Origin of the sequence: Geomonas oryzae (genome assembly GCF_004117875.1) — a bacterium.
Lineage (GTDB): Bacteria > Desulfobacterota > Desulfuromonadia > Geobacterales > Geobacteraceae > Geomonas > Geomonas oryzae.
This window is the reverse complement of sequence record NZ_RAHW01000001.1, coordinates 709,787-722,456: the sequence shown is the minus strand read 5'-3', so window position 1 is coordinate 722,456 and position 12,670 is coordinate 709,787. Positions and strand designations below refer to the sequence as shown.

Annotated in this window: 9 protein-coding genes; 5 read left to right on the top strand and 4 right to left on the bottom strand. The window is 62.9% G+C overall.

Annotated features, from left to right (window positions below):
* Positions 1–41 precede the first annotated feature (41 nt).
* The 5 genes from D6Z24_RS03220 (at position 42) to D6Z24_RS03200 (ending at position 6,005) form a co-directional block, all read left to right on the top strand.
* On the top strand, positions 42–884 hold the full coding sequence (locus tag D6Z24_RS03220; protein WP_129125091.1) for an FAD/NAD(P)-binding protein: 843 nt from the start codon (positions 42–44) through the stop codon (positions 882–884).
* Between the two features lie 230 nt (positions 885–1,114).
* Entirely contained in the window at positions 1,115–2,023 is a 909-nt protein-coding gene (locus D6Z24_RS03215; RefSeq protein WP_246014550.1) for a DMT family transporter, read from the top strand.
* 348 nt (positions 2,024–2,371) lie between these two features.
* The gene (locus D6Z24_RS03210) at positions 2,372–3,220 is read left to right on the top strand and encodes a sulfide/dihydroorotate dehydrogenase-like FAD/NAD-binding protein (protein WP_129125090.1); all 849 of its coding nucleotides are present in this window, start codon (positions 2,372–2,374) and stop codon (positions 3,218–3,220) included.
* Positions 3,217–4,626, top strand: a complete 1,410-nt coding sequence (gene gltA, locus D6Z24_RS03205; protein WP_129125089.1) for an NADPH-dependent glutamate synthase — start codon at positions 3,217–3,219, stop codon at positions 4,624–4,626. Before D6Z24_RS03210 ends, gltA begins: the two co-directional genes overlap by 4 nt.
* 341 nt (positions 4,627–4,967) lie before the next feature.
* Complete coding sequence (locus tag D6Z24_RS03200; RefSeq protein WP_129125088.1) at positions 4,968–6,005, top strand: cytochrome-c peroxidase; 1,038 nt, start codon at positions 4,968–4,970, stop codon at positions 6,003–6,005.
* Here D6Z24_RS03200 and D6Z24_RS03195 read toward each other — a convergent pair.
* From D6Z24_RS03195 to hemE, 4 genes are all read right to left on the bottom strand, one after another.
* A complete protein-coding gene (locus tag D6Z24_RS03195; RefSeq protein WP_129125087.1) occupies positions 5,998–8,862 on the bottom strand; it encodes a hybrid sensor histidine kinase/response regulator in 2,865 nt (954 codons plus the stop codon). The genes D6Z24_RS03200 and D6Z24_RS03195 overlap by 8 nt on opposite strands.
* Positions 8,863–9,138: 276 nt before the next feature.
* Positions 9,139–10,362: an OmpP1/FadL family transporter gene (locus D6Z24_RS03190; protein ID WP_129125086.1), complete on the bottom strand. Its 1,224-nt coding sequence runs from the start codon at positions 10,360–10,362 to the stop codon at positions 9,139–9,141.
* Between the two features lie 115 nt (positions 10,363–10,477).
* Positions 10,478–11,431 (bottom strand): magnesium/cobalt transporter CorA, encoded by a 954-nt coding sequence (gene corA / locus D6Z24_RS03185; protein ID WP_129125085.1) that lies wholly within the window; start codon positions 11,429–11,431, stop codon positions 10,478–10,480.
* Positions 11,432–11,551: 120 nt separating this feature from the next.
* Entirely contained in the window at positions 11,552–12,571 is a 1,020-nt protein-coding gene (hemE, locus tag D6Z24_RS03180) for a uroporphyrinogen decarboxylase (RefSeq protein ID WP_129125084.1), read from the bottom strand.
* Positions 12,572–12,670: the final 99 nt, after the last annotated feature.

Below are 12,670 nucleotides of genomic sequence, written 5' to 3'. Positions count from 1 at the left end.
CCTCCCCCGCAAGGGGGGTGGGGGTACGAGAGAGTAAAGCTATGTGCCAATCTAATAACATCTACCTCCCCAACCTCGCCACCATCGAGGCCATCGTCGACGAGACCCCGGATGTCAGGACGCTGCGCCTGGTCTTCCAGGACGAAGAGGTCCGGGAGAAATTCGCCTTCAGGGCGGGCCAGTTCGCCGAGTACTCATCCTTCGGCTTCGGCGAGTCTACCTTCTGCATCGCCTCGGCCCCGACCCGCAAGGGTTACATCGAGTGCTGCTTCCGGAGCGTCGGCCGCGTGACCGAGTCGCTCAGAAGGCTCGAGGTCGGCGATACGGTCGGGGTGCGCGGCCCCTACGGCAACTCCTTCCCGATCGAGCAGTTCTACGGCAAGAGCCTCGTCTTCATCGCCGGCGGCATCGCGCTTCCGCCGCTTCGGACCGTGATCTGGAACTGTCTCGACCTGCGCGACAAGTTCAAGGACATCACCATCGTCTACGGCGCCCGCTCCGAGGCGGACCTGGTCTACAAGCACGAACTGAAGGAATGGCAGGAGCGCGACGACGTGCGCCTGGTGAAATGCGTCGACCCCGGCGGTGCGGGGCCCGACTTCGACGGCAAGGTGGGTTTCGTCCCGACCGTCCTCGAAGAGACTGCGCCGAGTTCCGAGAACACCATCGCCCTTGTTTGCGGTCCCCCGATCATGATCAAGTTCACGCTGCCGGTTCTGGAGCGTCTCGGGTTCTCCGACGACAACATCTACACGACCCTCGAGAACAGGATGAAGTGCGGCGTCGGCAAGTGCGGCCGCTGTAACGTGGGTAACGTCTACGTCTGCAAGGACGGCCCGGTTTTCACCGCACGCGAAGTGAAGGCTATGTCGCAGGAGTTCTAACTGTACGAAGGGGACTGGCTCCGCCAGGTGCCTGTCTCTTTACTCATAAATCCTTATTTCATCTTCCGAATGGAAGGGGACTGGCACCTTTGGAGCCAGTCCCCCTCGCCTCTATCGCCTTTATCCCCTTCATCCCTGTTCAATTTGCTTGACCAACCGTGCGAAATGAGAGAGTCTTTGCGCTTTGGCGCCGCCCTCACGGGCAATCTCCAGTTTACGGACCGTAGCGCTTGGCGCGCAGGTTCGCCATAGCAGGTGTCACCATGCCGTACCTCCTTCTTACCCTGAGCGCCCTCATCTGGTCCGGTAACTTCGTGATCAGCCGGGCGATGAACAACGTCATCCCTCCCGCGGGCTTCGTCTTCTGGCGCTGGGTCGTCGCCCTCGTCGTGCTCCTCCCGATCGCGCTGCCGCGCCTGCGTAAGGAATGGCCCATCCTGCGCGCCAACCTGCCCCTTGTCGCCATATCCGGCCTCTTCGCCGTCACCCTCTTCAACTATCTGATCTACATGGCGATGCACTGGACCACCGCCATCAACGCGGCCCTCGTCAACTCGGCCATCCCCATCTTCATCATCATGTTCGCGCGCATCTTCTACGGGCAGCGCGTCATGCTGCGCCAGCACGCCGGGGTCTTCCTGTCGCTCATCGGCGTCGCCGCCATCATCCTGCGCGGCGACCCGGCCCGCATCCTCACGCTCACCTTCAACCGCGGCGACCTCCTGGTGCTCCTCGCGGCAATCGCGTGGGCGCTCTACTCGGTGGCCATCAAGCGCTACCCCCAGGGACTGAACCCGTTCGTGTTCCTCTTTTCCATGACCGTGGTCGGCCTCGTGCTCCTCGCCCCGTTCTACGCCTGGGAGATCTCGGCCGGTCATCACATGACCATCAACCTCCCTACCGTGCTGAGCGTTCTGTACGTCGGCGTCCTCGCGTCGGTGGTCGCCTTCACCGCCTGGAACCACGGCCTGCGTAAGGTCGGGCCGCACGTCGGCGGGCAGTTCGTGCACCTGATGCCCGCCTTTTCCACCATCATGGCGGTTATGTTCTTAGGCGAAACGCTGCAGGGCTTCCACATCACGGGCATCGTGCTCATCTTCGCCGGCATCGTCTGCGCGACCTACAAGGTGAAGGCTTAGTCCCCCTCCCCTGCTCCTCCCACTCCTGCCGACTTCTCCCTCGCCCATCGGGAGAGGGCCGGGGTGAGGGCGTTGTAATGGCCGCCCAGGTAGCTTCCCACCACTCGTCAAAGTATCCCTTCGTGGCACCTCCCTCACCCGGCCTTCGGCCACCCTCTCCCGGGGGGAGAGGGGATGGACGGCATGGCGTTTGAGGCAACCTAGCCGTCCATTGTTGATCCTCCATTGTCAATTGTTCATTACCCCTGCTTTTCCGTATACTTCCTTGCCCTCCCCCCCTCGCTGCTGATATCGTATTCACTACGCTAAAACAGCTGCAGCATATCCTTTTCCAAGAAGGTGACCCCAATGTTCGAAGTTGTAAGCAACGAGATTCTCGCGGAAAACCTCCACAAGATGGTGCTGGTCGCCCCCCGCATCGCGCGTGCAAGAAAGGCTGGACAGTTCGTCATCGTCCGCCTCGACCAGGGCGAGGAACGCATCCCGCTCACCATCGGCGACGCCGATCAGGCCGCCGGGACCATCACCCTCTTCATCCAGGCCATCGGCGCCTCGACCCGGAAGATCGTGGCAACGCCCGCAGGCGGCTTCATCCGCGACGTCGCAGGCCCCCTGGGCAAGGAAACCCACATCACTAACTGGGGCAGAGTCGTCTGCGTCGGTGGCGGGGTCGGCACCGCAGTCCTCTTCCCGCTCGTGAAGGCGCTCGCCGAGGCGGGGAACGAGATCACCACCATCATCGGCGGTCGTTCCGAGAAGTACGTCATCCTGGCCGACGAGCTGGGCGCCCTCTCGAAAAACCTGATCATCACCACCGAGGACGGCAGCCAGGGGTACAAGGGGTTCGTGACCGGTCCTCTTTCCGAGATGCTCGCCGACCCAGAGCGCGTGCCGCAGGCGGTTTTCGCGGTCGGCCCGGTTCCGATGATGAAGGCGGTGGCGAACATCACCCGCGAGCCGGGGATCGAGACCATCGTGAGCCTCAACCCGATCATGATCGACGGCACCGGTATGTGTGGCGGCTGCCGCGTACAGGTGGGCAACCAGACCAAATTCGCCTGCGTGGACGGCCCCGAATTCGACGCGCACCTGGTTGACTTCGACGGCCTTTCCGACCGCCTCACCAGCTATCGCAAGGAAGAGGCGGCAAGGCACGCAGCCGAGGGCTGCAAACTGGCTAAGGAGGTGGCAAAGTGAGCAACGACCTTTCCCCCAAAGAGAGGATGGCGATAGACAGGGTACACATGCCGGAGCTGCCGGCGGACGAGCGGAACAAGAACTTCGAGGAGGTCAACCTGGGTCTCTCCGAGGATCAGGCGCTCTCCGAGGCGAAGCGCTGCCTGCAATGCAAGACGAGAAACTGCGTCGCGGGCTGTCCGGTGGGCGTTTCCATCCCGGAATTCATCGACGCGCTCGCCTGCGAGGACATGCCGCGTGCTGCCCAGATACTGCGCGGCGACAACGCGCTCCCGGCCGTTTGCGGCAGGGTCTGCCCCCAGGAGACCCAGTGCGAGGCGCTCTGCATCCGCGGCAAGAAGGGTGACGCGGTCGCCATCGGCTACCTCGAGCGCTACGTGGCCGACTGGGCCATGCAGCACCCGGACCGCCTTCTCTCCGAGCCCACGCCTGAGCCGACCGGCAAGTCGGTGGCCGTGGTCGGCTGCGGCCCCGCCGGGCTGACCGCCGCCGGAGAGCTTGCACGCCAGGGTCACAAGGTGACCATTTTTGAGGCGCTCCACGACACCGGCGGCGTGCTCCGCTACGGAATCCCGGAGTTCCGCCTACCCAAGGAGATCATCGACCGCGAGGTCGCCGTGCTCGCACAGTTGGGCGTCACCATCGAGTGCAACGTGATCATCGGCAAGACCCTCACCATCGCCGAGCTGCGCAGCGAGTTCGATGCGGTCTTCATCGCCAACGGCGCCGGGCTCCCCACCATGCTCAACATCCCGGGGGAGAACCTCAAGGGGGTGTACGCCGCCAACGAGTTCCTCACCCGCGTAAACCTCATGGAGGCGGGGCGCAGAGAGGACAGCGCCACGCCGATCCTGCAGCGCGACGAGGTCGCCGTCATCGGCGGCGGCAACACGGCGATGGACTGCGTCAGAACGGCGAAAAGGCTCGGCGCCAAGCGCGCCATGATCATCTACCGCCGCGGCGAAGCGGAGATGCCGGCGAGGGTAGAGGAGATCAAGCACGCCAAGGAAGAAGGGGTCGAGTTCATCATGCTCACCGCCCCTCTCGAGATCGTCGCCACCGAGGACGGCTGGGTTAAGGCGCTGCGCTGCCAGCGCATGGAGCTTGGACCCGCCGACGACTCCGGTCGCCGTCGTCCGCAGGCGATTCCCGGCTCCGAGTACGACATCCCGGCGGGAATCGTGATCAACGCGGTCGGCACCAACGCGAACCCGCTCTTGACCGCCACCGCACCGGACCTCAAGCTGAACAAGTGGGGCAACGTCGTCGCCGACGAGAACGGCGAGACCAGCATTCCCGGCGTCTTCGCCGGAGGCGACATCGTCAGGGGCGGCGCCACCGTCATCCTCGCCATGGGCGACGGCAAGCAGGCAGCCGCTTCCATCGATGCCTACCTGAAACGATAATTTAAGCAGTAACATCCGCGCAAAGAGGGGGAGGGCCTACGGCCCTCCCCCTTTTCTTTTATCCCATTGCTGTTACAGCAGCCCCCCTACAAGAACGAAAAGCAGATCCCACTGCCCCAAGGTCTTCAGGAAATTCTGGGGAGAGCGACGGTTCCATTAAGCAGAGCAGTAGGCGGCACGTTCCCCCCTTTGCGAAGGGGGAGCTTGCCCGCCGTAGCCTTGGCGAAGGGGGGACAGGGGGGATTTTGCCTTGGTTGGGACAGGCCCGCAGTTGACACATCGCCCCCTGGGGGTACCTTTTAATGGTTTTGCCCATCTCACCTTTCTAATAGGAGGCAGTCATGAAAAAGAGGGCGTCATTGTTGCTCGCACTACTTTGCCTTGGCAACTCCGCGTTCGCCGCCGATGAACTGACGACGCAGGCGAAGAAGCTCTTCAAACCGATCCCGTCCAAGGCTCCATCGCTGAAGGAGAACCCTGCCACCGCCGCGAAAATCGAACTTGGAAAGAAACTTTTCTTCGATCCGCGGCTTTCCAGCTCGCAGCTCATCAGCTGTAACACTTGCCATAACGTAGGGCTTTTCGGGGCGGATCTGCAGGAAACTGCAGTGGGGCACGGCTGGCAGAAAGGGCCGCGCAACTCTCCCACCGTCTTCAACGCGGTGTTCGATGCTGCACAGTTTTGGGACGGGAGGGCGAAGGACCTGCAGACGCAGGCGAAGGGGCCGGTCCAAGCCAACGTCGAGATGAACAGCAACCCGGAGCTCGTGGTGAAGACGCTGAAGAGTATCCCGGGGTATGGACCTCTTTTCCGGGCGGCCTTTCCAAAGCAGAAAGACCCCGTCAGCTTCGACAACATGGCGAGGGCAATCGAGGTCTTCGAGGCGACCCTGACCACCCCGAACGCCCCGTTTGACCGCTTCCTGGAAGGGGACGCCAAGGCCCTGAGCGCCGCGCAGAAAAGGGGGCTCAAGGTCTTCATGAACAAGGGGTGCGCCCCCTGTCACGCCGGGATCAACGTCGGCGGGGCCGATTACTACCCCTTCGGCGTGCGGGAGGCTCCCGCCACCGAGATCCGCCCGGCCGGCGATACCGGCCGCTTCATGGTCACCAACACCGAGAGCGACCGCTACGTCTTCAAGGCCCCTTCCCTGCGCAACGTCGCCTTCACCCAGCCCTACTTCCATTCAGGGAAGGTCTGGAAGCTGCGCGACGCGGTGGCGGTCATGGCTTCGGCTCAACTCGGCATCAAATTATCCGAACATGAGGTGGACGATACCGTGGCCTTCCTGCATGCGCTGACCGGCAAGGAGCCGAGGATCGGATACCCGCTCCTTCCGCCGAGCTCCGACACGACGCCACAGCCAAAGCTCAAGTAGCAGCGGTACCCCCGGACAGTGCGCCCAAGGCCTTCCTCAGGGATTCCAGGTCGTACGGTTTCTGTATGAACTGCGCCCCCTTCTGGCCGGAGAGCCTTCTTGCCTCCTCCGCCGCGCTGTAACCGCTTGAGAGCACGATTTTCACCCCCGGCCGAATGCGGCGCAACTCATCCGCCGCGGTGATCCCATCCATCCCTGGCATGGAGAGATCCATGATCACCGCGGCGATTTTTTCAGCGTGCTCCCGGAACAGGGCGACCGCTTCCGCACCGTCACCTGCGATCAAGGTCGGGTAGCCAAGCCCCCGCACCATGGCCCGGCAGACCAGTCGCACCATCTCCTCGTCGTCGACAATGAGCACCGTCCCCTCTTCCCCCGCATCCTCCGGGAGCGGTATCCCCGCCTCGGCGCCGGGTGAGCTCTTCGCCGCGTCCTCGCGCGCCACCGCTCTCTCGACGATGGTCGTCGGTTCGAGCTTTTCCGCAACGCTCTTCTCAACCGGTTGCGGTTCGGGAACGGGTAACAGCACCTTGACGCTGGTCCCCTCCCCTGTTTCAGAGCGCACCAGGATGGCTCCGCCGTGCCCGCGTACGATCCCCTGCACGGCGCAGAGTCCCAGCCCGCGCCCGGTAAACTTCGTAGAGAAGAATGGATCGAACATACGGTCGCAGGTGGCGCGGTCCATGCCGGCACCGTTGTCGGCGACCTCGAGGACGATGAAGCTCCCCGCCACCGGCTTCTCGTCCAGCCTGCTGATAGCAAGCTCCGCAGCACCCACCTCGGCCACGCCGGTGCTCACCGTGACGATACCCCCCTCCCCTACCGCTTCGAGGGCGTTGGTGATCAGGTTCACGATCACCTGCTGCATCTGCCCCGGGTCGGCTTCGAACGAAGGAACACCCGGCTGCAACTGCGCGGTGAGGACCGCTCCCTTGCGCACCGACGCCTTCATCAGGTCCACGTTCTCACCTACAAGCCGGTTCAGGTCGACCACCTGCAGGGTGTATCCCCCCTTGCCCGAGTACGCCAGCATCTGGCGGGTGAGATCGCCCGCGCGCTTGGCCGCCTGGTAGGCGTTGTCCAGGTACTTTATCGCCGGGCTCTCTGGTTCCACCACGTGACGGACCAGCTCGAGGTTCCCGCCGATAACCATGAGCAGGTTGTTGAAGTCGTGGGCCACCCCGCCCGCCAGCACGCCCAAACTCTCCAGCTTCTGGGTGTGCAGCAGCTGTCGCTCCAGTTCCCGTCGCTGCAGGTCTCCCTGGCGCTTCTCCGTGATGTCGGTTCCGGAACTCAGCACCCCCTGCACCTTGCCTTGATCGTCGCGCAGCAGGATGTTGTGCCACGAGATGAGACGCATCCCCTTGTCCCTGGTGACGATGCGGTTTTCGAAGAACTCGAGGAACTCGTGCTCGCCGCGCACCAGGCCGTCAAAGATCTCGCGGACTTCCCTCTTCTCCTCCGCCGGGACGAAGTTTTCGCACCAGTCCATGCCGCGGAGCTCCTCCACGGTCCCCCCCAGCAGCACGGCCCCGGTGCGGTTGATCATCGCTATGCGCCCGCCGGTATCCACGAGGAGCAGCATAACCGCGGCGACATCGAGGTAGCGGCGCGCGTTCTCCTTCTCCCGTTCCAGCTCCCTGGTCCTTTCGGCGACTTGCCGCTCCAGCTCCTCGTGCCAGTTGGCGATGCGTTCGGCCATGCTGTTGAAAGCCGCGCCAAGCTCGGCGATCTCTTTGGTGGCACCGTTAGCCGCGGCGGTACGGGCGGAGAAATCCCCCCCCTCGAGTGCGGCGACGCTTCTGCGCAACTCCCTGATCGGGCTCGCAATCCTGCCGGCTCCCCACCACACGAAGAGCAGTGCACCGGAAATCATGGCGAGTCCGAAGAGGGCCGCCCGGCTCCTCGTCGCCGCCAGGGGGGCGAAGGCCGTCTCCTCGTCGACCGCGACGGCGATGCCCCACCTCCCGCCCCCCCCGACCTCGAGGTAACGGTAGGTGGCGAAGAACCTTCTGCCGTCACGAAGCGTCTCCAATTGCGACGAAGCCGTCTTCCCGAGAACCCGCCCGGTCAGTTTTTCCGTGAGAGCATCCCTGCTTGTCGGGGTCCGTCTCTGTTCCGGAACCGATGCGAGCAGCTCGCCGCGCGGGCCCACGAGAATCATGACGCTTTGCGCACCGGCCGTGCCGGGAAGCAGCGTAAGAGCTTCGAAACTGGGCCGCGGGCCGGCCTCGGCAACCACCACCCCGGCGACGTCTCCGGTCACCTTCCCCGCCCGGTCCCGGACCAGCACCTTCCGGCCGATGAGGATCATCGGACCGCCGCTTTCGCCGACGACGTCGATGTGCTCGGCTGCACCGGCGGCGAGGGCGGCCTCCACGAACGCCTTGTTGCGGTAGCGGGCGCCGACAAGGTTCATCTCGCTCGCCGCCAGAACCTTTCCTGCCGGGCTGACCAGCACGACGGATGTATAAGTGTCCGGAGAGATGATCTTCAGTGTGCGCAGATTCTGGGAGAGTGACTGGATACCCGCCGCGTCGGGCTCGTCGCCTCCCGCCAGGGCCGACTCGGTCGTCCTCACGAAGTCGCGCGAGTTGGCGACAACGGTAAGCTCGGCACGCCTGGAGGCAAGCCAGGTCACCACCGACTCCACCTTCAAGTCAGCCGCGTCCTCCAGCTGACGCACGATCTCGCCCTGTTTGAGCGGGTAGATCCCTTCGATCCCCAGTCGGGCCGAGCCGTACACGAGAACGAGGATCAACGCCGCCGAGCCGGCAAGCGAGATGACGCTGAAGTAGGCGATGATCCGTTCGCGCATGCCGCACGAGGCGGGGTATGGTTTTTCTTTTACGGTCATGGTCGGTGGTCGGAACCCGGCGGCTCCGCATTTACGGCGGCCGGATCTGCAGTGCGCCGTTCGCCCGGTCAGGCAGCCTGGCGGGGCAGGGGAGGACAAGAGGCTGCGTACCGTAGGGGCAACGTGTGACGATTTCGGATCTTTTCCACCGAATTTATCGGCATATACGGCACTTTCTTGAGTTCATTGTTTTTGCGGGGTAGGGGGGACGTCTTTGGCAGGCAAAAAAAAAGCCCCCTCCGGCCGAGGGGGCTTCTGTTGCAAAGTGCTATCACGCTACATGAAATGCCATATGAGCCCGATATCGTACGAGGTTTCCCGTACCTTGGAAGAGAAGGTGTAAGTCCCGCTCGAGTCGCTCTCGCTCACGTTGTTGCTGAGGGCGCACATCCCGCCCAGGTGCGCTTCGAACGAGCCGGTGAACTGGTAGCCGACCCCGAAGGAAAAGTGGTGTTCGGCTATCGCCGGGAAGCCTATGATGCGCAGGTATTCGTACCCGACGTTGGAGACCGTGTTCCCCTGGATCTGCGTCGTCCCCATGAGGTCGTAGTTATTGTGCAGCCGCACCGGGTTCTTCCCGTAGTTGTAGCCCAGGCGCAGGGTGAGGCCGTCCGGGTCCTTGTACTGCATCCCCACCGCGTAGACCCACTGGTCCTTCCAGTCGAAATCCCGATAACCGTCGGCATCGCTCCAGTTGAGCCACTTCGCGTCGGCCTCGAGGAGCAGCTCATCGGTGGCGTGCCAGGCGACCCCCGCCGAAGCGGTCTGCGGCGACTCCATCTCCAGTTTCTTCTGCTCCGTGGTGCCGAAATCGGCCACCCTCTCGTGGGTCAGCTTCTCCGCAGTCGTATAGCTTGCCCCGACGGAACAGGGACCCATGCGGTAGATGGCGCCCACCTGCGCACCGACGCCGTAGTTGTGCGAGGTCCCTTCGCCGAGGTCGAGGGAGCCGTACAAAAGGTGCAGCGACGTTCCTATGGAGAAATTGGGGGTGACCAGGAAAGCCAGGTTGGGGGCGAACTTCAGGATCTGGAGCTGGGTGTAGATGTCACCCTCGGCACGGGGGGAGTTGGGGTTCAGGTCGATCCCCTTGTTCCGGTAGTCGACCCCCATCCCCGTGATCCCGAACATGCCGAGACCGAAGCGGAGCCGGTCGCTGATCGGCGTCACCATCCCCACGGCCGGTATGATGAAGGGCTTCATGTCGCTCTTGGCGCTGAAGACCTCGGGGCCGGCCGTGACCGTGGCCTTGACGGTCGGGTTGTAGATGGTCGAGGCGAAGACGACCTCGGTGCCGGGGCAGTAGGGCCCCATGCAGACCGCGGCTGGGTTCGCGAAGATGGCGCTTATGGCATCCTGCGGGGCGGCGACGCCAGCCCCCCCCATGGCGCGCGACGCAGGCGCCACCCCGATCAGGGTATCGCCGTTGGTTGCCCAGGCTTCGGGTGAGGAAACAGAAAGTAACAGTGCTGCTGCCGCAAGTACCGCCTTCTTTGCCATAAGTCCGCCTCAATTAATGAATTTCAAGCGGACCTTATAGCATTTTTCTTACAGAGTGTAAATAATCCATTTTTCCGTATACACAACTTAAAACCACTAGCGGTGAGGGAAAAGTCTACAGCCACCCCTTCCGCTTGAAATACCAGTAAGGTGCGATGCCGGAGAGGATCATCAGGGCCAGGGCCCAAGGGTATCCGAGTCCCATCTTCAGTTCGGGCATGTAGTCGAAGTTCATGCCGTAGATGCTGGCGACAAGGGTAGGGGGGAGGAAAACCACCGCGGCAATGGAAAAGATCTTAATGATCTGGTTTTGCTCGATGTTGATGAAGCCCTGGGTCGAGTCCATCAGGAAGTTGATCTTGTCGAACAGGAAGGTGGTGTGCGACATGAGGGTCTCGACGTCGCGTGCGATCTCCCGGAGCGTTTCGGCCTGGTCGGTGCGATCCCTCAAGTGGCGCAGCAAAAAGGAGATGTCGCGCTGGGTATCCATGAGGCAGAGGCGGATCTTTCCGTTGCTGTCCTCGAGCCGCGCCAGCTTGTCGATGGCGTCCTCCAGTTCCGCCTCCTCGTCTTCGAGCACCATGTGGCTCACCCCCTCGAGCTGACGGTGGATGTCCTCCAGGGTGTCTGCGTGGTTCTCCACCTTCTGATCCAGCAGGATGACTAGAAGCTCCGCTGCGGAACGGCACTCGACGTGACCGCGGCGGGCGCGCATGCGCAGCAGGCGGAAATCGGCCAGGTCTCCCTCGCGGATGGTGATCAGGTGGTTCGTCTGCAGAATGCAGGCGACGGTGAGCGTCATGTGACGCCCCTCGCTCTGGGAGAGGAAGAGCGGGTGGACGTGGATCCCGGCGGAATCGACGAAGCATCGGGCGGAGATCTCGATCTCGTCGACCTCGTCGTACTCGGGGATATCGGTATGCAGGAGGAGCTCCAGCAGCTCCCTCTCTTCGTCGTCCGGTTCGTGGGCGTCGATCCAGTCGGCCTTTAGGATCTGGTTGGGTAGGTCCTCCCGCTCGAACTCCATCTCTTTGATGAGTCCGCTTTCTATCTTGAAAAGCCTCAGCATGATGCGCTCCTGCCTGGTCCACCCCCTCGGTGCCGGCCGTGGCACTGCGGGGACCGGACCCCTTGCCCGGTTGAAACAAGAAGGGCGGCCTTATCGGCCGCCCCAGTCTGTGGTCCTGAATTATTTCTGCGACAGCCTGTGCACGCAGTCGACCATGAAGATCGCGTTTTCCGGCGGTACCGTGGGGAGGATGCCGTGCCCCAGGTTGAAGATGAGACCGGGCCTGCCGGCGTTCTCGTCCAGCACGCGCTTCACCTCGCGCTCGATGACCTCTTTCGGTGCGAAGAGCACGGTCGGATCGAGGTTGCCCTGCACCGCCATGTCGCCCAGGATGTCGCGGGCCTTGCCGAGGTTCACGTGCCAGTCGAGGCCCATGACGTCGCCGCCCGCCTCTTTCACGATCTCGAGCATGGTGCCGGCGCCCTTCACGAAATGGATCACCGGAACGTTGGTGCGGTTCAGGCCGTTGATGAGGCGCTGGGTGTACGGGAGGACGTAGCGCTCGTAGTCGGCGGGGGAGAGCATGCCGCCCCAGGTGTCGAAGATCTGGATCGCCTGCGCGCCGGCCTTGATCTGGGCGTTCAGGTACTCCATGTCCATGGTGGTGATCTTTTCCATGAGCGCCGCGTAGACTTCCGGCTCGGCGTACATCATCTTCTTGAGTGCTGCGAAGTCCTTGGAGCCTTTGCCCTCGACCATGTAGCAGGCGAGGGTGAAGGGGGCGCCGCCGAAGCCGATCAGCGGTACCTTGGCGGCGAGCTCTTTCCTGAGGAGTTTGACGGCGTCGAGTACGTAGGGGACGTCGGTCTCCATCTTCGGGATCTTGAGCGCCTCCACGTCGGCCATGGTGCGCACCGGCTTGGTGAAGACCGGACCCGGGGTGAAGTCGAGCTCCATGCCCATCGGCTCGATCGGGGTGAGGATGTCGGAGAAGAGGATCGCGGCGTCGACGCCCAGGATGTCCACCGGCTGGATGGTGACTTCAGCGGCGAGTTCCGGCGTCTTGCAGAGTTCCAGGAAGGTGCATTTGGAGCGGACGCGCATGTAATCGGGGAGGTAACGGCCGGCCTGACGCATAAGCCATACCGGTACGACGTCGACCGGCTTACCCCAACATGCGTCTAAAAATCGAGTATTCATAGTAAATCCTCCTGGGTGAAATTTTGAGGGATCTCGAAACCACAACATTACAGCGTGCAACCGCCCCGTTTTCCATTTGGTTGATGAAATCTGTCAACT

Coding starts and splice junctions, on each gene's coding strand:
- D6Z24_RS03220 (WP_129125091.1), top strand. CDS start 42: ATGTGCCAATCTAATAACATCTACCTCCCCAACCTCGCCACCATCGAG.
- D6Z24_RS03210 (WP_129125090.1), top strand. CDS start 2,372: ATGTTCGAAGTTGTAAGCAACGAGATTCTCGCGGAAAACCTCCACAAG.
- D6Z24_RS03200 (WP_129125088.1), top strand. CDS start 4,968: ATGAAAAAGAGGGCGTCATTGTTGCTCGCACTACTTTGCCTTGGCAAC.
- D6Z24_RS03195 (WP_129125087.1), bottom strand. CDS start 8,862: ATGACCGTAAAAGAAAAACCATACCCCGCCTCGTGCGGCATGCGCGAA.
- D6Z24_RS03190 (WP_129125086.1), bottom strand. CDS start 10,362: ATGGCAAAGAAGGCGGTACTTGCGGCAGCAGCACTGTTACTTTCTGTT.
- corA (WP_129125085.1), bottom strand. CDS start 11,431: ATGCTGAGGCTTTTCAAGATAGAAAGCGGACTCATCAAAGAGATGGAG.
- hemE (WP_129125084.1), bottom strand. CDS start 12,571: ATGAATACTCGATTTTTAGACGCATGTTGGGGTAAGCCGGTCGACGTC.